A 23,467-nucleotide genomic window follows, 5' to 3' on the forward strand; every position below is an offset into this window, starting at 1 on the left:
TTCTCGGGGGTGATCTGTGTTGTTGTGGGGGGGGGGGGGGGGGGCGGGGGGGGGGCCCCCCACCCCACAACTCGGCTAGTACTGAAGCGACTTGTACTGTAGGAACTCCTCCAGCCCGTGTCGCCCCAGCTCCCGGCCGAGCCCCGAGTTCTTGTAACCGCCGAACGGCGCCAGCGGGTTGAAGCGCCCGCCGTTGAGGTCCACCTGCCCGGTGTCCAGGCGGCGGGCGAACGCGGCGGCGGTGTCGGTGTCCGCGGCCCAGACGCCGCCGGCCAGTCCGTACTCGGTGCCGTTGGCCAGTTCGGCGGCGTGCTCCTCGTCACGGTAGGCGAGCACGGCCAGTACCGGGCCGAACACCTCCTCCTGGGCGACCGTCATGTCGGCGGTCACATCGGCGAGTACCGTCGGCCGGACGTAGAAGCCGGTGGTCAGGCCCTCGGGGGCGTCGGCGCCGCCCGCGACGAGCCGGGCGCCCTCGGCGAGCGCGCCGGTGATGTAGCCGCGCACCCGCTCCCGCTGGCGGGCGTTGACCACCGGCCCGATCCGGGTCTGCGGGTCCGCCGGGTCGCCCGGGGTGTACTTGGCGGCGGCCCGCTCGGCGATCGCCACCGCCTCCTCGTACTGGTCCTGGTGGACCAGCAGCCTGGTCCACGCGCTGCACGTCTGGCCGGAGTTGGCGAAGACGTTGGCCACGTTGACGTTGACCGCCCGGGTGAGGTCGGCGCCGGGCAGCACCACATTGGCGGACTTGCCGCCCAACTCCAGTGCCACCCGCTTGATTCCGCGCCCCGCGGTCTCGGCGACCGCCCGGCCGACGGCGGTCGACCCGGTGAACGAGACCACGTCCACGCCCGGGTGCCCGGCGAGCGCCGCCCCCGCGACCGCGCCGGTGCCGGTCACCAGGTTGAACACCCCCGCCGGGAAGCCCGCCTCGTGGACGAGCCGCGCGAACAGCCGGGCCACCAGCGGGGTGTCCTCGGCCGGCTTGAGCACCACCGGACAGCCGGCGGCCAGCGCGGGGACGACCTTGGCCACGATCTGGTGCAGCGGGTAGTTCCACGGCGTGATCGCCGCGACCACGCCGGCCGGTTCGGCGAGGACCACGGAGTTGCCGATCCGCTCCTCGAACGGGTACTCCGCGAGCAGCGTGAGGTAGGAGCCGGTGACGGCCAGCGGCAGCCCGGCGTGCACGGCGGTGGCGAAGCCGACCGGCGCGCCCAGCTCGGCGACCACCGTCTCGGCGATCTCCTCCTGCGCGGCGGCCAGGCCGTCCCGCAGCCGGGTCAGCGGCGCCAGCCGCTCCTCACGGGTGGTGGCGGCCCAGGCCCGGGCCGCCCGTCGGGCCGCGGCGACGGCGGCGTCCACATCGGCCGCGCCGCCGGCCGGGACGGCGGCGAGCGGCTGCTCGGTCGCCGGGTTCAGCACCGGGATCGACCCGGTGTCGAGGGAGGGCCGCCAGGCGCCGTCGATGTACTGGTCGCCGTACTCCGCGTACTGCTGCACCGGTTGGGTCCTCTCGTCTTCTCGGCCGCTCGATGGGCGGCGCTGGTCAGGTGCCAGTCAAGGCGGACCGGGTGCGTCGGCGCAAGAGTCGATCATGTGACCGACCGGCGTGCGGGCGGTGTTCGCACGCCGGCCGGGCGCCGTTCGTACCGTGGCCGGGCAGGGTTCGCACCCGGACCGGCCGCGGTGGTGTCCTCCCTGGTCGGGCCAGGTGTCGGCGCGGCCGTCGGGGGCGCCCCCGGCCGGGTGCTCAGCGCGGTGCGAACCGCGCGGTGTACTCCTCGAACGGCTCGATCCCGACCTCCGCGCGCCGCTCGTCCAGCCGCTCCGGGTCCTCGCACGGCCAGGGCACCGGCCGGCCGTCCGCCACCGCGCCGATCTGGGTGCCGTACCGCTGCTCGCGGCCCTCGTTGACGGCCAGCCGGTCGGCCAGGAAGGCGAGGTCCCGCGCGCTCGCCGCGCCGGCCGCGACCGCCTCCGTCATCAGCGCCACGGCCCGCCGCTGCACGTCGAGCTGGCGGTCCGCGTGCTGTGCGACCAGCCAGGCGGCGCGGGCGGCGTCCGTGCCGACCAGCGGTTCGGACGGCCAGCGGTGCTCCGTCATGATCTCGTTCAGCCGGTCGCCGTGCCGGGCGGTCAGCCGCCGCCAGACCGCCTGCTCGGCGAGGTCCGGGCTGTTGGCGAGGTGGGCGGCGCCCTGGTCCTCGGCCGCCATCCGCAGCAACTCCTCGGCCAGTGCCCGCTCCGGTGCCTTCATCCGCTCCGCTCCCAGCTCTCCGGGCCCCTTCCGGCGGGGCCGCCCGCCACCACCGTAGGCGCGGCCGGCGCGACGAAGATCGTTCCCGTTGATGGTGACAGCCCGGGCACCGGGGCGGCAGGATGGAGGAACCGGTCCCGCCGGATGATGCGTTCACCACGCGGCCATGAAGTGGCGAGTTGCGAAACTCTTCTGTCCGAAACCTCCTCACGGCTGATCAGTCGGCGGTAGATTGCAGCGAACTCGGGCGCGCGGGAATACCGTTGGCAACCGGTCCGAGCGGTGTGCCCGTGTCGGGCCGGAGGCTGCCCCGGACGGCCGGCGGGGCGAGCCTCCCCGCCGACCCGTGGATCCGCGTCAGAGAGATCGTTCGCAAGGGTCGTCCGTACCGCGTAAGGAGCATCCCGTGACCGACGCCGCGTTGACCGCCGAGCAGCAACGGCCCGCAGAGCCGGCCTCGCTCAATGACGTGCCCGGCTGGTTCTGGGAGCACGACCGGCACCTCTTCGAGTGGTTCCTGAACCGGCAGGAGAAGGCCGGGGTCACCGGTGACCTGCTGGAGATGGGCGCCTACCTGGGGCGCAGCGCGATCGTGATCGGCTCGCACCTCCAGCCCGGGAAGGCCTTCACGGTCTGCGACCTGTTCGACTCGGACGCCCCGGACGACGAGAACGCGGCCGAGATGGACGCGTCCTACCGGAAGACGCTGACCCGCTCCGCGTTCGAGAACAACTACCTCGCCTTCCACGACCGGCTGCCGGAGATCATCCAGGCGCCCACCTCGACCCTGGCCGGCGGCCGCATCCCGGCCGGGGCGTTCCGCTTCATCCACATCGACGCCTCGCACCTGTACGAGCACGTGGTCGGCGACCTCCAGGTGGCCCGGACGGCGCTCCGGTCGGACGGCGTGGTGGTCCTGGACGACTACCGCTCGCAGCACACCCCGGGGGTCGCCGCCGCCACCTGGGAGGCGGTGTTCAACCACGGCCTCAAGCCGATCGTGCTGACCGAGGGCAAGTTCTACGGCACCTGGGGCGACCCTGAGCCGGCCCAGCGCGACCTGCTGGACCGGATCGGCCTCGCCAAGGGCTGCGAGCTCGCCAACGAGGCGCTGAACGGGCAGCGGGTGCTGCGGATCTTCGGCACCTCGGAGGGCATCGGGCCGGTCCCGGCCTCCCGCCACCACGACCGGCTGGCCGCCGAGGCCGCCCGCCGCGAGGCCGAGCGGACCGCCGACGAGGCCCGCCGCGAGCTGCGGCGCGAGCAGGAGCAGGCGGCCAGGGACCTCGCCGACCGCCGGGCCCGCGCCGCCGAGCGCCGCCGCCCGGCCAACGTGGCCAAGCGCGTCGCGGGTGACCTGCTCCCGCCGGTGGTCACCTCCGTGATCCGCCGCGCCCGCCAGGGCTGACGGCCGGGCTTCAGTACCTGCCGTTTCGCACACAGCCGCGTGGCCCACCCGGGCCGCGCGGCTGTTGCGCGTTCCTGCCCGCCGATCGGTCAGTGGGGTCCGTTGGCGATGCTGTCCCGCAGCCGCTGCCTGATCCGTTCCGAGGCCTCGGGCAGCCACTGAGCCAGTTCGGCTTCGAAGCGGCGGCGTTCGGCACGCAGGAGGCGGGCGAGCGGCGACCGTGAGCAGTGGAGGAACCACCGGTTGCCCGGTTCGTGGCGGAGCCAGGAGTACACGCGGCGGATCACCGGTCAACTCCCGGGACGGTCCAGCGGATGCGCAGGTGGTGGGCGCTTTCGGGGAGGATCACCGGCAGGGACAACGGGCCGGTGTGGTTGAGGTGTTCGACGATGAACCGTTCGGCGCTGGGGCCGGTGAGGTAGCGCTCGAACCACTCCCACTGGGGTCTGCCGAGGGGGCGGAACTGGAGGGAGAACCAGAGCGAGGAGAGGGCTTTGGGGAGGAGGAAGTAGGTCGTCGGCGGCATGATGCCGGTGATCTCGGCGGTGACCAGGCGGTTGTCCCTCACGCGGCACTCTCCTCGGAGCCGGCCGCGGACTCCGGGGTGATCTCAGCCCAGATGATCTTTCCCACGTGTTCGCGCGGGCAGCAACCCCACTGCTGGGAGAGTGACTTGACGAGCAGGAGACCACGCCCCGACTCGTCCTCTCCGGAAGTCGTGCGGAGGATCGGCCCGCGTTCGGCCCGGGCGTCGTGCACCTCGATGCGGAGGCGGGAGCCGTCGACGGAGAGCGCCAGCCAGATGCGGTTGCCGGGCGGCGTGCCGTGGACCACGGCATTGGTGACGAGCTCCGAGACCAGCAACAGCCCGGCGTCGGCGAAGCGCTGACCGTGGGGCAGGCCGGCGAGCAGCTTTTCGAGCGCTCGCCGGGCCTCCTCCGGCGAGCGCTTGCTGCGCGGCAGCCAGCAGCTGGTGGAGGCGGAGGGCGGGGGAGGGCAGTTGAGGGCTTCGGGCATGGCGGAGCCACCTTCAGGGAGTGGGGTAATAGGTGACGGCGACGGCCGGGCGGTGCTTCAGGGCGCCAAGTGCACTGGCATGGGGGTGCTGGCGAGCATGGCGCAGACTCCGGCATGATGTGACCGTCTGTCAGCTTTCCGTTACGGGCAGCATGGAGCATGGCTCGGGGCATTTGCAAGCCATGTCGAGCGAATATGAAAACTTTCACTCCATCGGGCAAGGTGCCACCTCTAGGCTCACGGTGGTGGTGGCGGAGCATCACCAAAGCCATGCACACTGGTCCATGGACAGCTCTGGAGGGTTTACGTAGATGGCAGTTGCAGTGCCGGCCGTGCGCTACCGGCGCATCGCGGCCGAGCTGAGAAGGCTCCGCGAGCTCAAGAACCTGTCAGCCGAAGAGGTGGCAGCCCAGGTCGACGGCGTCAACCTGGTGAAGCTCAGTAGGTATGAGAACGCTCGCGTCCAGCTGAAGCCGGACGTCGTCCGTTCGCTCCTCGACTTCTACCAGTGCGACGATGAGTTGAAGGAAGTCCTCGTCGAGATCCTCCGGGACAAGCGTCGACCGGGGTGGGTGGCCGGCTTCGAGCAGTTGAACCCGCTCTACACCGACCTGATCCGGCTGGAAGAGACGGCGGCCGGCATCAAGTCCTACGAGTCGGCATACATCCCCGGACTGCTCCAGACCCGCAACTATGCCCACGCCATCATCTCCAGCGGAGTCATCAAGAAACCGAGCGTGGAGGAGCGGGTTGATGTGCGGATCAATCGGCAGTCCGTCCTGACGCGGGCTGACAATCCGCTCAAGCTATGGGCTGTCATCCACGAGTCGGCGCTGACCATGGGTACGGCACAGGGTGTGATGCTTGATCAGCTCGACAAGCTGCTTCATTTCAGCAGGCTCCCGAACGTCAGCATCCAGATCATGTCGGCCATGGCTCCGCCGCATCCTGGAATGACTGGGCCCTTCTCCCTCCTGGAGTTCCGGCAACGGGACCTCGACCTGGTTCTGCTGAGTGGAATGTTTGGCGGCAACTGGGTTGAGGATCCGGATCATGTGGACATCTATCGAGGCGCCTTCGACGAGATCATGGCGACAGCCTTGGATCTCGACCAGTCGCTCAACCTCATCACAGAAAAGAGAGACAAGCTCAAGTGACCCACTACCCCGTCGCCTCCGCCCTGCCCGTGACGTGGCAGAAAGCTGCTGCCAGCGACCCGAACGACAACTGCGTCGAGTGCGGCACTTTGCAAGGCGCCGTCGTGGTCCGGGACAGCAAGGACGCCAGCGGCCCCGCTCTCGCCTTCCCCGCCGACACATGGCGGGCGTTCGTGGCCGGCGTCCGTATCGGTGACTTCCCCTCCGGCTGCTGACCCGCCCGGCTTCAACAGCCCCTGCGCCGAACTGGGCGCAGGGGCTGTTGTGTTGCTTCGGCGTGGGGTGCGACGCTGTATCGAAGTTGGCAGTCGACGCGGCTCTCGTTCAACCGCGTGCTCTGAGAACTCCTACGTGGAGAAGGAAAGAGACAGGGAGAGTGAGCATGATCGAGCTGGTGAGCCCATTCAAGAAGTCGTCGTACTCCACCCAGGCGGGGGAGTGTGTGGAGGTAGCGGACTTGGTGGACGGTGGCCGGGTCGTTCGGGACAGTAAGGACGCCAGCGGCCCTGCCCTCGCCTTTCCTGTCGACGCCTGGCGGGCGTTCGTGGCCGGCGTCCGAGCCGGGGACTTTCCCTTCGGTTGCTGACGAACACCCATGCCGAGAACAAGGCAAAGAAGAGGGAGGGTGAGCATGATCGAGCTGGTAACCCCGTTCAAGAAGTCGTCCTACTCCCAGCAGGGGGGTGAGTGCGTCGAGGTGGCAGGCCTCGCCGACGGCGGCCGGGCCGTCCGGGACAGCAAGAACCCCAGCGGCCCTGCCCTCGCCTTCCCCGTCGACGCCTGGCAGGCGTTCGTGGCCGGATTCAGCGCCGGAGATTTCGCCGTCGACCGCTGACCTTCCCGGTTTTCTGCGGCCCCGCGCCGGAGCTCGGCGCGGGGCCGGTTCCACCTCGTCCTAGAGCAGAGGAGACATGTTCAAGTGGCCTACTATCCCGTAGCCTCCGCCCTTCCCGTGAAGTGGAGGAAGGCGCGCGTCAGTAACCCGAACGACGACTGCGTGGAATGCGGCCCGCTGGAAGGCATGGTCATGGTCCGCGACAGCAAGGACCCCAGCGGCCCCACCCTCGCCTTCCCCGCCGACGCCTGGCAGGCGTTCGTGGCTGGCGTCCGAGCCGGGGACTTTCCCGCCGAGCACTGACCCGCCCCCACCACCCCCCTCCCCCCGAGCATCGAAATCGGTACGGCTCAGGGGTCGAAGAATCCGCTTTCCCGGTCCCTCCCCGCCCCCCGAGGATGGCAGGTGAACCAGCCTGCCCGGGAGGAATCGTGTCGCCACTGTCGCCAGCCCAATCAGCCCTCGGCCCGGGGCTGTTGCCGCTCACCGCCGAGGCCGGACCCGATGGGCTGGCCGTCGGCGGGCTCCTGCTCGACGATCTCGCCGAGCAGTACGGGACCCCGCTCTTCGTCTACGACGAGGAACACCTGCGCCGGCGCTGCCGCGAGGCCGTCGCCGCCTTCGGGCCCGGCAACGTCGCGTACGCGTCCAAGGCGTTCCTCTGCACGGCTATGGCCCGCCTCGCCCATGAGGAGGGCATGCTGCTGGACGTCGCCTCGGGCGGCGAACTGCGGGTCGCCCTGCACGCCGAGGTGCCGCCGGACCGGATCGTGCTGCACGGGAACAACAAGAGCGACGCCGAGCTGCGCACCGCGATGGCCGTCGGCCTGCGCCACATCGTCGTGGACAGCTTCGACGAGCTGGACCGGATCGAGCGGCTGCACGCCGAGGAGGGCCTGCCGCCCGCCCGGGTACAGCTGCGGGTGGCGCCCGGGGTGGCGGCCGGCGCCCATGCGGCGATCCAGACCGGCGGGCACGACTCCAAGTTCGGCTTCGGCCTCGCCGACGGCACCGCCGACGCCGCCGTGCTCCGGGCCACGAACTCCCCGGCCGTCGTCCTGGAGGGCGTCCACGCGCACGTCGGCTCCCAGGTGCTGAACGCCGCCGAGCTGGCCAACGGCGCCGCCGCCCTCGCCCGCTTCGCCGTCGCCCGTGGTGTGCGCCGGCTGACCGTCGGCGGCGGGCTGGGCGTGGCCTACCTGGGCGGGCAGAGCGCGCCCTCGTTCGCGGCCTGGGCCGAGCGGGTGCACGCGGCCGTGCGCGGCGCGGGCTGGACGGGAGAGGTGGGCGTGGAGCCGGGCCGTTCGATCGTCGCGCGGGCCGGGCTGACCCTGTACCGGGTCGGCACGATCAAGGACATCAAGGACGTCCGGACGTACGTCAGCGTGGACGGCGGCATGAGCGACAACATGCGCCCCGCACTGTACGGCGCCTGCTACGAGGCGTTCCTGCCGCGCTGCCCCGAGGCGCCCCGCCCGCTGCGGGCCCGGCTGGTCGGCAAGCACTGCGAGAGCGGCGACGTCATCATCGACAACGCGGCGCTCCCGGCCGACCTGAGCGTGGGGGACCTGCTGGCCACCCCCGTCACCGGCGCCTACGGCTACGCGATGGCGTCCAACTACAACAAGCTGCCCCGCCCGGCGGTGGTCTTCGTCCGCGACGGCGCGGCCCGCCTCGTCGTACGGCGCGAGACCGAGGAGGATCTGCTGCGCCTGGACGTCGAAAACGGACCGGATGATTCCGAAAACCTGGCCCTGGTGGCTGCGCGACGGTCGCATGCGTCCTAATCTGGCCCGATGCTGAACAGCGCCCGTCTGCTCGTCCTGCTGGAGATCGCCCGCCGGGGCACCATCGTGGCCGCCGCGCAGGCCCTGCACCTGAGCCCGTCCGCCATCTCGCACCAGCTCGCCCGCCTGGAGCAGGAGCTGGGGGTCGCGCTGGTGGAACGGGCGCCGCAGTCGCTGCGGCTGACCCCGGCGGGCGAGCGGCTCGCCGACCACGCGCAGGCGATCGCCGATCTGATGGCCGTCGCCCAGGACGACCTGCGGGCGCATTCGGAGGGCACCGCGGGCGTGCTCAGGCTGGGCTTCTTCGCGTCCGCGGGGCTGGATCTGCTCCCGCGGGCGCTGGCGGCGTTCGCGGTCCGGCACCCACAGGTCGAGCTGGAGCTGATCATGGGGCAGCCGCACGAGCTGATTCCCGATCTGGAGGCGGGCCGGCTGGATGCGGCCGTCGTCTTCGAACACCCGCTGGACCCGTGGTGCCGGCAGGCGGCGGTGGACGTCCAGATGTACTTCGACGAGCCGCAGCTGGTGGTGGTGCCGCTGCGGCACCGGCTCGGGCGGCGCTCGCTGGTGCGGCTGGCCGAGCTGGAGGGCGAGAGCTGGATCGGCACGCACGGCGGCAGCACCGGCGAGCCGGTGCTCGAACGGGCCTGCGCCGCCGAGGGGTTCCGCCCCCGGGTGCGCTGCCGCAGCGACCACTACCAGGTGACGATCAACCTCGCGCGGGCCGGGATGGGCGTCGCGCTGATCCCGGCGCTGGGCGTGGCCGACAGTTCCGGGGTGCACGTCTGCCGGCTCGACCACCCGCGGCTGCACCGGCGGATCGGGGTGGCCACCCGGGCCACCAACCGCAACCCGGTGCTGCGGGCCTTCCTCGTCGAACTGCGCGCGGCCGCCGGGGAGGTCAGGTCACTGCTGGAGCTGCAGTGGTCCTGACCGCCCCGGCGGCCTCAGGCCCTATACCCGTCCGACGCCCTGGCCGTCCGGCGCCCAACCCGTCCGGCGCCCAACCCGTCCGACACGCCTAGTTGACGTTCACCGCGCTCCAGGTGGCCGCCACCGCGTTGTACTCGGCGCCGCCCTGGCCGTACAGGTCCGCCGCCGCGCTCAGGGTGGCCGCGCGGGCGCCCGCGTAGTCGGTGGTGGAGGTGAAGTAGACGGTCAGCGCGCGGTACCAGATCTGCGCGGCCTTGTCCCGCCCGATGCCGGCCGGCGTCGAGCCGTCGGCCGTCGGGCTGTTGTAGCCGAAGCCGTTGACGGTCTTCGCGCCGCTGCCCTCGGACAGCAGGTAGAAGAAGTGGTTGGCCACGCCCGACGAGTAGTGCACATCCAGGTTGCCCACGTCCGCCGACCAGTAGTCGGCCGACTGGCCGTCCTTGGAGGGCTGGTCCATGTAGCGCAGCGGGGTGCCGTCGCCGTTGAGGTTGATCAGCTCGCCGATCCAGTAGTTCGGCGGGTTGGAGGGCAGGTCGGCGTACCACTCGACCATCGTGCCCATGATGTCGGAGGTGGCCTCGTTGAGGCCGCCGGACTCGCCCGCGTAGTTGAGGCCGGCGGTGGCGGCGGTGACGCCGTGGGTCATCTCGTGGCCGGCCACGTCGATCTCGGTCAGCGGGTGGCTGTCTCCCGAGCCGTCGCCGTAGGTCATGCAGAAGCAGTTGTCGTCCCAGAACGCGTTGGTGTAGTTGGTGTCGTAGTGCACGCGGCTCGCGGCGCCGACGCCGTCGTCGCGGATGCCGTTGCGGGTGAAGGCGCTCTTGTAGAAGTCCCAGGTGGTCGCCGCGCCGAACTGGGCGTCCACGGCGGCCGATTCGCGGTTGGAGACGGTTCCGTCGCCCCAGCTGTTGGTCGGGTTGGCGAACAGGGAGCCGTTGCCGGCGGTCCCGTTGTTCATGTCGCTGGTGGACTGGCCGCCACGGGTGTCGTCCTGGAGCCGGTACTGGCCGCCGCTCTGGACGGTGTTCAGCTGGACGCTGCCGACGAAGACGCCGTTGCCGGGACCGGAGACGGTCTGCACCTGCTCGTGGCTGGAGAGCACCTGGCCGGTGGTCGCGTCGGTGACCAGCAGCTGTCGGCTCGGGGTGCGGTTCGCGCGCACGCCCTCCACGACGGTCCGGTACGCGAGCCGCGGTTTGCCGTCGCTCGCCCACACCACCAGCTCCGGCGTGCCGGTCCGGTGCACCTGGGTCAGCGGGGACTCGTCGGTGTCCCCGGTGATGCCGACGGTGGCCCGTATCGCGCCGGTGGCCTGCGCGGCGGCCTGGTCGACGGGGATCCGCGGGGTGAGGCTCGGCAGGCTGATCCGCGCGGAGACGGCCTTGTCGACCTTCTTCACCGAACCGTCGGCCTTCTGATGGACCACCAGATCGCCACCGAGCACCGGCAGGCCGGCGAAGGTGCGCTCGAAACGGAGGTGGCGGGTGCCGTCGGCGTCCACCACGGCGTCCTTCGCGACCAGCTTCTCCTGGCCGCCCAGCGCGAGGGCCTTGGCCAGCGGTCCGGCCTGGCCGTTCGCCAGCGCGATCATGGCGGCGTGCTGCCGGGCGGCCTGCGCCTGGAGGGCGGGGGCCGGGCCGGCCTGGGCAGTGGCGCTCACCTGGACGACACCGGTGAGCAGGGCGGTGGCGGAGAGCACGGCGACGGTCGCAAGCTTTCGCTTCACGTGCGAGTCCTTCCGGGAAACCGCGTCGGTACGCGGTCGCACCACGTCCCCGGGGCCGGGTCGGCACCTGTGGGGCGGAACGGGCGCTGACGTGCTGCGCCCCGTACGGTCGAGCGGCAGAGCACCGGGGGTGGGGGTGGTGGCTACCGAACGGGACTGGCGAGAAGCATGACAATCCGGCATTCGAAATGACAGGCCCGGCTCAGGCATTGGCCAGGTCTCGCCAGCCGGGGAAGGCCTCCGACGGGGTGACAAAACGGGTCAAACACACCCGCTTTGCCGTGGGTTTCCGTGCGAACCGCACCGCCCCGCCTGCGCCGATATCTGATCCATCGTCAGACATTCGACGATCATGATCGAGCTGGCGCCGTTTTACACGACTGTAGAACTTCCGATACGGAGTCTTGACGTCCGCTTGGCGAGGTCCCGCCACCGGCCGCCCTTGTCCACCGTCAGGACGTCTGCTACACGCGCGGTTCCGGAGCCGGACCGCGGTCGTGGGCGGTCGGCGAGCTACGGTCGTCGCCGGATGCGGCGGTGGTGTTCGGGCAGGGGAGGTCGGCATGGCCGAGATCGAGGTCCCGGGGCCTGAGCCGGAGTGGGAGACGGCTCCGTCGCACCAGGGCGGGAAGCGCAATCCCGCGTTCCGGCAGAGCATGTGGGAGTTCGCCGCCACCGCGGTGATCTTGCGAGGACGTCACCCGTTTGAGTGAGTTCGCAGTCATGCGGCTGTGGTCGATGAAGCCTTGCGAGGACGATCGACCTTGGACCGCCCGATTCTGCTGAATTCCCAACAGGGTTAGGTCAATGATCGACGTCGGCAGGACAGGACGGAGGCCCCGATTGACGACCTCAAAGACCACGCACCGGCGTTCCTTCGGTAGGATCGCGCGCTTGTGTCGCATGGTCGTTGCAGTGGCGATTGCGATGCTCTCGATCGGCGCAGGCAGCGTCGCGCGGTCTGCCCCACTGTCTCCGGCGCCGTCGCAACCGGGTGTTGCGGCGTCGCCTGGCTGCGAGACATTCTTCCCGTCGCCCTACGAGGTGTGCGGCGCGATCCTGGACAAGTACAAGGCGCTGGGTGGCCCACAGAGTTTCCTGCTGCTGCCGAAGTCCAACGAAAGGCCGGCGCCGGACGGCGCCGGGGCGTTCTCTGAGTTCGTGGGCGGCAACATCTACTGGTCGCCCTCAACAAGCGCGCACCCTGTCGCTCATGACTTCCTCACCAAGTGGGGACAGTACGGGTACGAGGCCGGGTTCATGCGATACCCCACCACCGACGAGATCGTGCTTGGCGACGGCGTCAGCCGCCGTCAGGAGTTCGAGGGTGCGTCTATCTACTTCAGCTTCGTCACCGGTGCGCACGAGGTGCACGGTCTGATTCGGCAGGCATGGGTTGATCTCGGGGCAGAGACCAGCTTCCTGGGCTTCCCCACTTCCGATGAACAGGACACCCCACCCCAGCACAGCCCCTGGGGCGGCCGCGAGAGTCTGTTCCAGACCGGAGTGGTCACCGCGAACCTCACCAACAACTCCACCCACGTCGGCAACTGGTCGATTTATCCCACGCCGGCTCCGGCAGGGCTGACGCGAACCATGCCGACGGCGGACCGCCTGCCCGCCCTGCGTGCACAGGACCTACCCGAAGCCACGGTTCCGACCGGTCGTGCGGTCAAAGCGGGCGACGGGTGCCCGGAGGGAACGACCGATTACAGCAAGATCAACAAAGCCGAATGGAACTGCGAGAGCGTCTCGGAGGACCTGAGCTACTACGAGGTGATGCTTCGCAAGGGTGAGGCGCGCGGAGCGCGTATCGATGACGACAGTGCTGAACCGGCCAAGACGGCGGGATTCGGACGGCTGCACGCGGGCGAGGACCACAACATCGGGCCCCACACGATCCAGCTCATTGCGCGAGACTCGCAGTACTGCTCGCCGCTGGGCTACCAGAATCGATGCTCGTACACGATGGCGTTCCATTTCGACAAGGACTTCATCGACAACATCACCGTAGTCGTCCAGCAGCACGCAGACACCGAAGGCAGGTCACCCGACAGCCATGACCTCGGAGTCGTCACCGCGTACTGCGGGATCGGTAATCCCGCCGACCACCGCAGGGGCTACTGTCGCGATGACATCCCCCCGCCGTTCAACGGCGGCAAGAAGCACTGACACACCCGCAGCCGTCGCCGGGACAAACGGGCTTCAGCACCCTGTGGAAATCTGTGGTGGTGCCCGGAACCGGGGCGTGTACGGCGTTCAAGGCCCGGAACCCTGGAACGCGATCCCTCGAAATATCCCGAAGCGGAGACGAGCTTGCGGGATTCCCTGCCAGCAGGGGTTTGGACCTTTCTCGCCGTATTTGATGCAGAGCGCGAAAACCGTGGTCAACCAACGCTGGAGTTCGACACGGAGGTGCTGACATGGGGGTCCCGGGGGTGGTAGCCCGGGCCCCCATGCTACTGGCTCGCTGCCTTGCGGTCTGGGCAAGTCCCCGATTATCCATCAGATGGACCGCCTCGGAGCGCCGGGCACGGCGTCTGCAACAGCACAGCGGCCTATTGCTTGAGCCCGGTGAACCCATGCGGTCACAGCACTGGCCGAGCAACTCCGACGCCGGACCGTGGTCGTGGGCGGTCAGTGAACCGGTGACGAGCCGGCCGGTGGCGCGGTCGTGCCGGACCGCCCGGGTCGTCGCCGGGCGGGCTCCGGCCGACCGGGCGATGGCGCCTCCGACGCTCCGGCCGCCGTGCCGTTCGAGGCCGAACCGGCCTTCGCGGGTGCCGTTGACGGACTCGATCAGCCGGCGGACGGACTTTCAGCAACCCCCGCCGGGACGTGGGGCGCCCCGACCCGGCTCACGCCCCGACCCGGCTCACGCCCCGACCCGGCTCACGCCCCGACCCGGCTCACGCCCCGACCCGGCTCACGCCCCGACGCGAGGTCGTACCGGCCGTAGCGCGCAGGCGGCCAGCGCCCGCCCCACCTCGCGGATGGCGTGCACCGCCGCCCGCTCGGTGCTGGGGCCGAGCGCCGTGTCCCAGTGCGCGATCACCGCGTAGGCGATCCGGCGCGCGCCCACGACGACACCCGCGTCCGCCCGTACCCCGGTGTCGGTGCCGGTCTTGTTGGCCACCAGCAGGCGGCCCGGCAGCGGCTCGGGGAAGCAGGGCGCGTACGGGTCGTGGTCGATCAGCGCGGGGACCAGACCGTGGTCGGTGTTGGACCGCATCCAGTCCAGCAGCCGGGCCGAGGCGGCCGGCGAGGCCATCTCGCCGCGCACGGCCAGCGCGACCAGCCGGGCGAGGTCCCCGGCGGTGCCGGTGGCGAACACCGGCGGCACGCCCGGCCCGCGTTCGTCGCGCACCCGGTCGTGCAGGGTGAGCCGGGCCAGCCCCAGCTCCCGGGCCAGCCGCCCGGTGGCGGGCAGGCCGACCAGCCGCAGCAGCGCGTTGGTCGCGGTGTTGTCGCTGACCGAGGCGGTGAGCCAGGCCAGGTCCTCGACCGTCCAGCCGGGGCGGCCGAGCCGCCGCAGCAGCCCGGTGCCGCCCGTCACATCGGTGTCGGTGATCTCCACCGGCCGGCCGGCGTGCAGTTCCCCGGTGTCCAGCCGCCGGGACACCTCGGCGAGCAGCAGCAGCTTGGACGCGCTGGCGACCGGCAGCACGACATCGGCGTCCACGCCGACCGTCCCGTCACCCCCGAAGCCGCCACCACCGTCGTCGAAACCGCCGCCGCAGCCGAACCCTTCGCCGACGGCGTCCACGTCCACGGCGGCGACGGCGAGGGTGAGCGGCAGGGCCGCCGCACTGCGGGCGGCGGCCGCCACCTGGGCGAGACTCATCGGACCCGCACCACCTCTCCGGCCCGCACCGAGGTGGGCCGGCCGTCGCGCACCGCGATCCGCCCGGCCACCACGACCGTGTCCACGCCCTCCGGTGCCAGCAGCGGCCGCTCGAAGGTGGCGGCGTCCCGGACCGCGTCCGGGTCCAGCACCACCAGGTCGGCCACCGCGCCGTCGCGGATCACCCCGCGGCCGGTCAGCCGGAACCGTTCGGCGGGCAGCCCGGTCATCTTGTGCACCGCGAGTTCCAGCGGCAGCAGCCCCTCGTCGCGGCCGTAGTGGCCGAGCACCCGGGCGAAGCTGCCCGCCCAACGGGGGTGCGGGCGGCCGGGTTTGGGCACCCCGTCCGAGCCGATCATGGACAGCGGGCTGGCCAGGACCCGGCGGACGTCGTCCTCGCGCATCGAGTGGCTGATGATGGTCACCTCTCCCTGCGAGTCCAGCAGCAGGTCGCAGACGTACTCCACCGGGTCGATCCCGCGGTCGGCCGCCAGGTCGGCGATCCGGTGGCCCTCGGCCGAGCGGCGCGCCGGGGCGGCGGCCACCGCGATGAGGTCCCAGCCGCCGTTGCCGACGGTGTTCTCCCAGCCCGCCACGCCCTGCGCGATGTCCGTCCGGATCCGCTCGCGCACGTCCGGCCGGCGCAGCCGCTCCAGCAGCGCGGCCACCCCGCCCTCGCTGGTCCACGGCGGCAGCATGGCGTGCAGCACGGTACTGCCCGCGGTGTACGGATAGACGTCGCAGAGCACGTCGATCCCGTCCGCGCGGGCCTGCTCCAGCCGGGGGAGGGTGCGCAGGGTCGCGCCCCAGGCGTGCCGGCCCGCGGTCTTGTGGTGCGACACCTGGAGCGGCGCGCCGGACCGCTCGGCGATCTCCAGCGCCTCCTCCAGGGCCTTCTCCACCTGCGACATCTCGTCCCGCAGATGGGTCACGTACGGCTTGCCGTGCCGCGCGGCGACCCTGGCCAGCGCGACGATCTCCTCGGTGTCGGCGTAGGTGCCCGGCGGGTAGATCAGCCCGGTGGAGAGCCCGGCCGCGCCCTGGGCCAGGGCCCGGTCGAGCAGTTCGCACATGGCGGCCAGCTCCTCGGGCCGGGGCGGGCGGGCGTCGAAGCCCATCACCCCGGCGCGCAGCGTGCCGTGACCGACCAGCGAGGCGATGTGGTTGCGCCGCAGCTCGGGCCGCTGGCCGGCGGCGAAGGCGTCGAAGTCCTCGGCCGGCCGGACCGGCCCGATGCCGAAGGTCACCCGCAGGTGTTCGGCCAGCTCGGGCAGCCGCTGCGGCAGCGCGGGGAAGAGACTGCTGCCGCAGTTGCCACTGATCTCGGTGGTGACGCCCTGGAGCAGCGGGGCCAGCCGCAGCTCCTCGACGGCGTCGTCGTCCGCGGCCGTGTGCGCGCCGACCGGTGCGGCCAGCGCGTCCGAGTGGGTGTGCACATCGATGAAGCCGGGGGTGACGACCCGTCCGGTGGCGTCCACCGTCCGGGCCGCGGCCACGGCGGTGCCCGGCGGCAGGACGGTGACCCGCCCGCCGGAGACCGCGAGGTCGGCCGGACGGGCGGCGGCGCCGGTGCCGTCCACCAGGGTGCCGCCGCGGACCAGCAGTTCCACGTCGGAGATGCCCACGATCGCCCCCATCACAGCACCGTCGAGAGAAAGGCCCGGGTGCGCTCGTGGCGCGGGGCGGTGAACACCTCGTCGGGCCGGCCGGCCTCGACGACCGCGCCCTGGTCCATGAAGAGCACCCGGTCGGCGACCTCGCGGGCGAACCCCATCTCATGGGTGACGACGATCATCGTCATCCCGCTGCGCGCCAGGTCGCGCATCACCCCGAGCACCTCGCCGACGAGTTCGGGGTCGAGGGCGGAGGTGGGCTCGTCGAAGAGCATCACCGTGGGCTCCATGGCCAGCGCGCGGGCGATCGCCACCCGCTGCTGCTGGCCGCCGGAGAGCTGGCCCGGGTAGTGGTCGGCGCGGTCGGCCAGCCCGACCCGGCGCAGCAGCTCGCGGGCCTGCTGCTGGGCCTCGGCCCGGTTGCGGCCCTTGACGGCGACCGGGCCCTCCATCACGTTCTGCACGGCGGTACGGTGCGGGAACAGGTGGAACCGCTGGAACACCATGCCGATCCGCTCGCGCTGGCGGCGGATGTCCCGGGGCCGCCGCTCACGCAGCCTGGCTCCGGCCGGGCTGCCGTGCGGCTCGTAGCCGACCAGCTCGCCGTTGACCGCGATCCGCCCGGCGTCGATCTTCTCCAGGTGGTTGAAGCAGCGCAGCAGGGTGGACTTGCCGGACCCGGAGGGCCCGATCACACAGAGCACCTCCCCGGCGCGGACCTCCAGGTCGATGCCGCACAGCACCTCGGTTTCGCCGAAACGTTTCCGCACGCCGCGTGCCGAGAGAATCAGGTCATCGTCCGTCGCGACCGTCACTGGTCCGCCCCCTTCGTCTTCTCCGCCGTGTTCGCCGCGGCGGGCTTCTTCGCCCTGAGGGCCTTCCCCGACGCCCCCTGAGCCCTGGTCCGCCCCGGTACGAGGTTCCCCAGCACCCGCCGCCGCAGCGGCCGGGCGGACACCCCGGGGCTGAACCGCCGCTCCACCGCGTGCTGGGCGACGCTGGCGATGGTGGTCAGTACCAGGTACCAGATCGACGCCACCACCAGCAGCGCGATCACCTCGAAGTTGGCGAGGTAGAGGTGCTGGGAGACGGTCATCAGATCGGCGCCGGCGATGACCGAGACCAGCGAGGTGGTCTTCAGCATCGAGATGAACTGGTTGCCGAACGGCGGGATGATCACCCGCATCGCCTGCGGCAGCACCACCCGGAAGAGGATCTTCGGGTTGGACATGCCCAGCGCGGCGGCGGCCTCGCGCTGCCCCGGGTCCACGCTCTGGATGCCGGCCCGGACGATCTCCGACATATAGGCGCCCTCGTTGATCGACAGGCCCAGCAGCGCCGCCACGAACCCGGTGATCAGGGTGTTGGACTGCCAGCTGACCAGCTTGGGTCCGTCGAACGGGATGCCGATGCTGATCTCCGGGAAGAGCAGCGCCAGGTTGAACCAGAAGATCAGCTGCACCAGCAGCGGCGTCCCCCGGAAGAACCAGGTGTACGCGCCGGCCGTCATCCGCAGCACCGGGCTGTCGGACAGCTGCATCACCGCCGCCACCACACCGATCACGATGCCGACCAGCTGCGAGATCAGGGTGAGCTGGACGGTCACCCAGAGCCCCTCCAGGATCACGCTGTCGAACTGGTACTCGGCGATGATGTCCCAGTGCAGGTTGGGGTTGACGATGACCGTGTAGGCCAGCCAGACCGCGATGAACGCGGCGGCCAGCACCGCCAGCCAGCGCCCCGGCCGGGGGCGTCCGGTCACCTGGAGGGTCAGGTCGTCCTGGGCCGGCGCGGCGCCGGAGCCAGGGAGCGCGGCTTCTCTCATATCGGTGCTCATCGCCGTTCTCACTGCCCGGCGGTGTTGACGGTGGCGCGGGTCACGGCGCTGCCGCCGACCTCGTACTGGTCCAGGATCTTCCGGTAGTCACCGGACTCGATCAGCTCCTGGAGCGCGCCCTGCACGGCGTCCCGCAGCCCGCTCTCCTTCTTCGCCACCGCGATGCCCCACGGCGCCGTCCCGTACTGCTCCGGCAGCACCTGGTAGGAGCCGTTCTTCTGGACGAACATCTGCGCCACCGGGTAGTCCACGATGGTGGCTACCGCCCGTCCGCTGTCCAGCTGGAGCAGCCCGGTCGGGGCGTCCTCGCTCTGCGAGATGTTCATCTTGGTGGCGCACTTGGCGTTCTGCTGCTCGCCGATGTCCAGGTTGGAGCTGCCCTTGGCGAGGACCACGGCCTTGCCGCACAGGTCCTCCAGGGACTTGATCCCCTCCGGGTTGTCCTTCTTGGTCATCACGACGCCGCCGGTGCGGAAGTAGTCCACGAAGTCGACGGCCTGGCGGCGCTGCTCGCTGTCGGTCATCGAGGACATCACCAGGTCGAACCGGCCGGCCTGGAGGCCGGGGATCAGCCCGTCGAAGGACGCGTTGGTCATCTCCAGCTTGAGCCCCAGCCGCCCGGCGATCGCCGCGGCCAGGTCCGGGTCCACCCCGGTCAGCTCGGTGGTCCCGGGCTTGTACATCTCCATCGGCGGGTATCCGACGGCGGTGGCCACTCTCAGCACACCGGCCTGCTTGAATTTCGCGGGCAGCGCCTCGGCGCCGCTCTTTCCGGCGGCACCCTGGGCCCCGGCCGGAGCCGGAGCGGTGCCCTGGTCGGAGCGCCCGCAGGCGGTGGCCGCCAGGGCCACCAGAGCCAGCGCGGCCAGACAACGCAGAGGACGGGGGCGGTTCATGGCATCTCCCTCGGGCGGTGACGGTGCGCCGATGCTGGCAGCCCGGTCCCGGTGAACGGAAGATGATGAAGCTATTGCTCTCTGACCAACGAATTTCGTATTGCTCCCCCCCCCCGGGGTTCAGGCCTCCACCCCGCCTCCGGGAAAACGCGACGTGCCGGCCGAGAGGCTCGGCCGGCACGTCGCCGGGTACCGCGGTTCGGAGCGGCGGCTCAGGCGCGGGCGCCCTCCGTGGCGTCGGCGGCGTGCGGCGTGTCGCCCGTCCCGCCCTCGGCGGTGAGCTCATGCTTGACGGCGTCCAGCGAGGGGTTCTGCCAGGCGCTCCGCAGGCCCCAGCGGTAGAAGGCCAGCGCGAGCACGGCGACGATCAGCAGGTCCCAGCCCTCGGGCAGGTAGCCGTGTCCGCCGAAGTCCGCGCTGCCGGCCCAGGAGACCCCGGCCATCACGAACAGGTAGGCGATCATCCAGACGCCGGCCTTGAGGTGCGGCTTGAGCTCGGCCCACGGCTTGCGCAGCTCGTACCAGGCCCAGATCGGCAGCCCGGCGGCCATCAGCAGGATCACCTTGCCGGTCAGCGGCCAGCGCGCCCAGTACAGCACCAGCGAGCCGAAGACCATGGCGGTCGGGGCGATCACCGGCATCGCGCGGAGCCTGACCGGGCGGGGCAGCTCGGGGGCGAGCCGGCGCAGCGCCATCACGGCGACCGGGCCGGTGATGTACGAGATCACGGTCGCCACCGAGACGATCTCGGCCAGGGAGCCCCAGCCGCGGAAGACCGCGAGGAAGAGGAAGGCGATGAGGAGGTTGAGCAGCAGCGCCGGGCGCGGGATGCCGGTCTTGGGGTCCACCCGGCCGAAGACGGCCGGCAGGTGGCCGTTCTCCTGCACCCCGTGGATCATGCGCGAGGTGGTGGCGGCGTAGATCATGCCGGTGCCGCTGGGCGAGACGAAGGCGTCCGCGTACAGCAGCAGGGCGAGCCAGTTCAGGCCCCAGGCGATCGAGAGGTCGGCGAGCGGCGAGGTGTAGGCGAGGCCGCCCCAGCCCTGGGAGAGGTCCGCCGTGGGGACGGCGCCCAGGAACGCGATCTGGAGCACGACGTAGATCACCAGGGCGATCAGGATGGAGCCGATCACCGCCATGGGCAGCGACTTGCCGGGGTTACGGGCCTCGCCGGCCAGGTTGAGCGGGGACTGGAAGCCGTTGAACGCCCAGACGATGCCGGAGACGGCGACGGCCGTGAAAACCGCGCTCCAGCCGTTCGGGGCGAAGCCGCCGTGGTCCTGGAAGTGCGAGGTGTCGAAGTGCGCCAGCAGCAGGGCGCTCGCGGTCAGCGTGGGGACGACCACCTTGAACACGGTGATCGCGGTGTTGGTCTTGGCGAAGAGCGTGATCGCGAACCAGTTGAGCGCGAAGTACCCGACCAGCAGCACGCCGGCCACGGCCACCCCGCTGACGGTGAGCTCCTGTCCGTTGAAGAGCCCCTGGGCCCAGCCGAAGTGCCAGGAGCTCATGTACTGCACGGAGGCGGTGGCCTCGCCGGGGATCACCGAGACGATGGCGATCCAGTTGGCCCAGGCGGCCAGGTAGCCGGCCAGCGAGCCGTGCGAGTACTGGCCGTACCGCACCATGCCGCCGGCCTTGGGGAACATCGACCCCAGTTCGCTGTAGGTGAGCGCGATGGTCAGCGCCACCGCCGCCCCGATCACCCACGCGACGATCGAGGCCGGTCCGGCCAGGCGCGCGGCGCGCTCGGCGCCGAACAGCCAGCCCGAGCCGATGATCGACCCGAGGCCGACGGCCGTGAGGCTGATGGTGCCGAGCGAGCGGCGGTAATGCGTATGGGATGCCGTCCTCGGCGCGGGCGCGCTCAACGTATCGGTCCTCTGTCTCATCAGGTCCGGACAAACGGACACAGCTTATGGTGGGAAATCGGGCGAAATCCTCAGATAAAGCTCAAATGGCGCAATTGTTGCCATCTTGTGTCCGCCACCCGGGTGCTTTCGTGGTACGGGCGGGCTGCCGCCGAACGGGCGTGCCACGCACTGCCCTTGGCCGTCGGCGACGGCGTCGGCAGCGGCGTCGACGACCGGGCCGGCCGTGAAAACCGGGCCGACTGCCGCGACGACGGCTGTGACAACGGCTGTGACAACGGCCACGGCCACTGCCACGAGGCCGGGAAAACGAAAATTCCCCGCAGGTGCTCTTACGAGCTCCCGCGGGGAATCACTCTGTGTCCGAGGGGGGACTTGAACCCCCACGCCCGATAAAGGGCACTAGCACCTCAAGCTAGCGCGTCTGCCATTCCGCCACCCGGACAGGGTGTGTGCTTCGGGGTCTTCCTGCTCGCCCCCTCGGCGACAGAGAGAACATTACCAGGGTTCTGGAGCGCTTCTCACCTGCGTTTCCTCGGTGCGGGCCGATGGGGACGGCAGGGCTGGCTGGGCTGGGAGGGATGGGTCGAGGGCCTGATCGAAAGCGGGGCGAAGCGGTGGTTCGGGTGAACCAAGCGGTCGGTTTGGGGGCGGACGGCGGTCGGTACCGGACGGGAACGGTCCGACCCGGGCAAGTTGTCGACGGAGCCGCGTCCCCGTGGACGGCTCTCCTAGCCTCTGTGAACCGAGGGCGCCATGAGCGGAACGCCTGATTCCCGGCGTCGCGGACGAAGGGCGGCTGGACGTGGAGCAGATCAACGGGGCGGCGAAGGCCGAGCCGAGACGCGGGGAGAACGGGCCCGTCGAGGGGGTGTGGCGGTTCCCGGTGCCGGCGGTGGAGGCGTCGGTGCCCCGGACCAGACACGCGGTGCGCGACCGGCTGCTGGCCCAGGGCATGGCGGGGGTGCGCTACCAGGAGCTGGTGGACGACCTGCTGCTGATCGTCTCGGAGCTGGTCGGCAACGCGGTCACGCACGCCGCGCGGCTCTCGCCGGAGGTCACCACCGAACTGTCGGTCCGGGAGGGCTGGGTGCGGGTCTCGGTCGAGGACGGCGACCCCTACCGGCCGAAGGCCCTGGAGAGCGACACCGGGCGGACCGGCGGGCGCGGGCTGCTGCTGGTGAAGAGCGTGACCCTACAGGCCGGCGGGGTCTGCGACGTGGAACGGACGGGGGAGGGCGGCAAGGTGGTCTGGGCCTCGCTGCCCATCCCCCGGGAGGAGACCGCGTAGCGGCCGGCTACCAGTCGCGGCCGGCGATTTCCCGGATGCCGGGCAGGGCCGCCTCGAAGACGGTCTCGAACCAGACCGAGAACGGGCGCTCGGCCCGCAGCTCGCGCAGCTCCTGCGCGGTCACGAAGGCGAAGTCGTCGACCTCGTCCGGGTCGGGCTCGACCGGGGCGGTGATCAGCCCGACGAACAGGTGGTTCCACTCCCGCTCGATCAGGCCGGAGGTCTCGTCCGGCAGGTCGTAGCGGACGGTGCCGGCCTCGCAGAGCAGCGCGGGTGCGGCGCCCAGCTCCTCCGCGGTGCGGCGGGCGGCGGCGACGAACGGCGGCTCGCCGGGGTACGGGTGGCCGCAGCAGGTGTTCGACCAGACGCCGGGGGAGTGGTACTTGCAGAGGGCCCGGCGCTGGAGCAGCATCCGGCCCTGGCGGTCGAAGAGGAACACCGAGAAGGCCCGGTGCAGCCGGCCGGGCTGCTGGTGGGCCCAGAGCTTCTCGGCGGTGCCGGTCGTGACGCCCTTGTCGTCGACCAGCTCCAGCAGGATCTCGGTGCCCGATCCCGCCCCGGCCGAGGCCCGGGGGCCGGCCGTCACCACGGTCTCCACGTCGGTCTCCACGTCGAGACCGGTGTCGATCTCGGAGGTGAAGTGCGTCGGGTCGGTCGGCGGACTCTGGGGCATGAGGCCTCTTTCGGGAGCAACGGGAGCACCGGTGCCGGCGTCATGCTCCAGTCTGCCGTATGGGTGGCGGTCCGGACGGGTCCCACGCACAACGAGGTCGATCATGACCGTTCCCGACCGCTTCCGAGCACGCGGACAGGGCAGCTCCCCGTCCGCGCAGCCCCCCGGCCGCGTTCGGGCCGGTCGCCCCGGTCGCCTACCATCACATACGACACGGTGCCCGCATCTGCGGCGGCACCGGCGCGCCCGCCCACCCGGCCGGCCCAGCAGGCCGCCCGGCAGCAGGCGCAGCAGCGCACTGCACGACGGATCAGGAGAC

General features: G+C 71.1%; 24 protein-coding genes and 1 tRNA gene. 11 read left to right on the top strand and 14 right to left on the bottom strand.

What is annotated here, in order from left to right:
- Positions 1-75: 75 nt before the first annotated feature.
- Together AB0P06_RS27020 and AB0P06_RS27025 are read right to left on the bottom strand one after the other, a co-directional pair.
- Positions 76-1,503 (bottom strand): aldehyde dehydrogenase family protein, encoded by a 1,428-nt coding sequence (locus AB0P06_RS27020; protein ID WP_363611671.1) that lies wholly within the window; start codon positions 1,501-1,503, stop codon positions 76-78.
- A gap of 250 nt (positions 1,504-1,753) precedes the next feature.
- Entirely contained in the window at positions 1,754-2,260 is a 507-nt protein-coding gene (locus tag AB0P06_RS27025) for a DUF6624 domain-containing protein (RefSeq protein ID WP_363611673.1), read from the bottom strand.
- A gap of 406 nt (positions 2,261-2,666) precedes the next feature.
- On the opposite strand from AB0P06_RS27025, the gene AB0P06_RS27030 reads away from it, so the two are divergent.
- Positions 2,667-3,668, top strand: a complete 1,002-nt coding sequence (locus AB0P06_RS27030; RefSeq protein WP_363611675.1) for a class I SAM-dependent methyltransferase — start codon at positions 2,667-2,669, stop codon at positions 3,666-3,668.
- An 89-nt stretch (positions 3,669-3,757) separates the two neighbouring features.
- Here the strand turns inward: AB0P06_RS27030 and AB0P06_RS27035 are convergent, their stop codons facing one another.
- The 3 genes from AB0P06_RS27035 to AB0P06_RS27045 are packed head-to-tail and all read right to left on the bottom strand — an operon-like array spanning position 3,758 to position 4,685.
- Complete coding sequence (locus tag AB0P06_RS27035) at positions 3,758-3,955, bottom strand: hypothetical protein (protein ID WP_363611677.1); 198 nt, start codon at positions 3,953-3,955, stop codon at positions 3,758-3,760.
- Positions 3,952-4,236 (bottom strand): hypothetical protein, encoded by a 285-nt coding sequence (locus AB0P06_RS27040; protein ID WP_363611679.1) that lies wholly within the window; start codon positions 4,234-4,236, stop codon positions 3,952-3,954. Before AB0P06_RS27040 ends, AB0P06_RS27035 begins: the two co-directional genes overlap by 4 nt.
- Positions 4,233-4,685 (bottom strand): ATP-binding protein, encoded by a 453-nt coding sequence (locus tag AB0P06_RS27045; RefSeq protein ID WP_363611681.1) that lies wholly within the window; start codon positions 4,683-4,685, stop codon positions 4,233-4,235. The genes AB0P06_RS27040 and AB0P06_RS27045 overlap by 4 nt, the downstream gene beginning before the upstream one ends.
- A gap of 311 nt (positions 4,686-4,996) precedes the next feature.
- Between AB0P06_RS27045 and AB0P06_RS27050 the strand changes: the two genes are divergently transcribed.
- The 7 genes from AB0P06_RS27050 (at position 4,997) to AB0P06_RS27080 (ending at position 9,397) form a co-directional block, all read left to right on the top strand.
- Entirely contained in the window at positions 4,997-5,842 is an 846-nt protein-coding gene (locus AB0P06_RS27050) for a helix-turn-helix transcriptional regulator (RefSeq protein ID WP_363611683.1), read from the top strand.
- On the top strand, positions 5,839-6,057 hold the full coding sequence (locus AB0P06_RS27055) for a DUF397 domain-containing protein (protein ID WP_363611685.1): 219 nt from the start codon (positions 5,839-5,841) through the stop codon (positions 6,055-6,057). The genes AB0P06_RS27050 and AB0P06_RS27055 overlap by 4 nt, the downstream gene beginning before the upstream one ends.
- Positions 6,058-6,224: 167 nt before the next feature.
- Positions 6,225-6,428 carry a DUF397 domain-containing protein gene (locus AB0P06_RS27060; protein WP_363611688.1) on the top strand — a complete coding sequence of 68 codons (204 nt, stop codon included), beginning with the start codon at positions 6,225-6,227 and terminating at the stop codon, positions 6,426-6,428.
- A gap of 45 nt (positions 6,429-6,473) precedes the next feature.
- Complete coding sequence (locus AB0P06_RS27065) at positions 6,474-6,677, top strand: DUF397 domain-containing protein (RefSeq protein WP_363611690.1); 204 nt, start codon at positions 6,474-6,476, stop codon at positions 6,675-6,677.
- 117 nt (positions 6,678-6,794) lie between these two features.
- Positions 6,795-6,980, top strand: coding sequence for a DUF397 domain-containing protein (locus AB0P06_RS27070; protein WP_363611692.1), 186 nt, complete (start codon positions 6,795-6,797; stop codon positions 6,978-6,980).
- 128 nt (positions 6,981-7,108) lie between these two features.
- Entirely contained in the window at positions 7,109-8,464 is a 1,356-nt protein-coding gene (lysA, locus tag AB0P06_RS27075) for a diaminopimelate decarboxylase (RefSeq protein ID WP_363611694.1), read from the top strand.
- A gap of 9 nt (positions 8,465-8,473) precedes the next feature.
- Positions 8,474-9,397 carry a LysR substrate-binding domain-containing protein gene (locus tag AB0P06_RS27080; protein ID WP_363611696.1) on the top strand — a complete coding sequence of 308 codons (924 nt, stop codon included), beginning with the start codon at positions 8,474-8,476 and terminating at the stop codon, positions 9,395-9,397.
- A gap of 88 nt (positions 9,398-9,485) precedes the next feature.
- Here the strand turns inward: AB0P06_RS27080 and AB0P06_RS27085 are convergent, their stop codons facing one another.
- Entirely contained in the window at positions 9,486-11,123 is a 1,638-nt protein-coding gene (locus tag AB0P06_RS27085) for a M4 family metallopeptidase (RefSeq protein WP_363611698.1), read from the bottom strand.
- Between the two features lie 563 nt (positions 11,124-11,686).
- On the opposite strand from AB0P06_RS27085, the gene AB0P06_RS27090 reads away from it, so the two are divergent.
- Both AB0P06_RS27090 and AB0P06_RS27095 read left to right on the top strand, forming a co-directional pair.
- Complete coding sequence (locus AB0P06_RS27090; RefSeq protein ID WP_363611700.1) at positions 11,687-11,836, top strand: hypothetical protein; 150 nt, start codon at positions 11,687-11,689, stop codon at positions 11,834-11,836.
- 202 nt (positions 11,837-12,038) lie between these two features.
- Positions 12,039-13,295 (top strand): hypothetical protein, encoded by a 1,257-nt coding sequence (locus tag AB0P06_RS27095; RefSeq protein ID WP_363611702.1) that lies wholly within the window; start codon positions 12,039-12,041, stop codon positions 13,293-13,295.
- A gap of 754 nt (positions 13,296-14,049) precedes the next feature.
- Here the strand turns inward: AB0P06_RS27095 and AB0P06_RS27100 are convergent.
- The 7 genes from AB0P06_RS27100 to AB0P06_RS27130 form a co-directional block, all read right to left on the bottom strand.
- The gene (locus AB0P06_RS27100) at positions 14,050-14,967 is read right to left on the bottom strand and encodes a serine hydrolase (RefSeq protein ID WP_363611704.1); all 918 of its coding nucleotides are present in this window, start codon (positions 14,965-14,967) and stop codon (positions 14,050-14,052) included.
- Entirely contained in the window at positions 14,964-16,604 is a 1,641-nt protein-coding gene (locus tag AB0P06_RS27105; protein ID WP_363611706.1) for a D-aminoacylase, read from the bottom strand. The genes AB0P06_RS27100 and AB0P06_RS27105 overlap by 4 nt, the downstream gene beginning before the upstream one ends.
- On the bottom strand, positions 16,604-17,368 hold the full coding sequence (locus AB0P06_RS27110; protein ID WP_363611780.1) for an amino acid ABC transporter ATP-binding protein: 765 nt from the start codon (positions 17,366-17,368) through the stop codon (positions 16,604-16,606). The genes AB0P06_RS27105 and AB0P06_RS27110 overlap by 1 nt, the downstream gene beginning before the upstream one ends.
- A gap of 23 nt (positions 17,369-17,391) precedes the next feature.
- Positions 17,392-18,417: an amino acid ABC transporter permease gene (locus AB0P06_RS27115; RefSeq protein WP_363611708.1), complete on the bottom strand. Its 1,026-nt coding sequence runs from the start codon at positions 18,415-18,417 to the stop codon at positions 17,392-17,394.
- Between the two features lie 8 nt (positions 18,418-18,425).
- Positions 18,426-19,313, bottom strand: coding sequence for an ABC transporter substrate-binding protein (locus AB0P06_RS27120; protein WP_363611710.1), 888 nt, complete (start codon positions 19,311-19,313; stop codon positions 18,426-18,428).
- 212 nt (positions 19,314-19,525) lie between these two features.
- Positions 19,526-21,184 (bottom strand): APC family permease, encoded by a 1,659-nt coding sequence (locus tag AB0P06_RS27125; RefSeq protein WP_363611712.1) that lies wholly within the window; start codon positions 21,182-21,184, stop codon positions 19,526-19,528.
- Between the two features lie 360 nt (positions 21,185-21,544).
- Positions 21,545-21,629, bottom strand: a tRNA-Leu gene (locus tag AB0P06_RS27130).
- A 369-nt stretch (positions 21,630-21,998) separates the two neighbouring features.
- Here AB0P06_RS27130 and AB0P06_RS27135 point away from each other — a divergent pair.
- Positions 21,999-22,475 (top strand): ATP-binding protein, encoded by a 477-nt coding sequence (locus AB0P06_RS27135; RefSeq protein WP_363611782.1) that lies wholly within the window; start codon positions 21,999-22,001, stop codon positions 22,473-22,475.
- Positions 22,476-22,482: 7 nt separating this feature from the next.
- Here AB0P06_RS27135 and idi read toward each other — a convergent pair whose 3' ends face one another.
- On the bottom strand, positions 22,483-23,148 hold the full coding sequence (gene idi / locus AB0P06_RS27140; RefSeq protein WP_363611714.1) for an isopentenyl-diphosphate Delta-isomerase: 666 nt from the start codon (positions 23,146-23,148) through the stop codon (positions 22,483-22,485).
- Between the last annotated feature and the right edge of the window lie 319 nt (positions 23,149-23,467).

This window comes from Kitasatospora sp. NPDC088351 (genome assembly GCF_040685575.1).
GTDB lineage: Bacteria > Actinomycetota > Actinomycetes > Streptomycetales > Streptomycetaceae > Kitasatospora.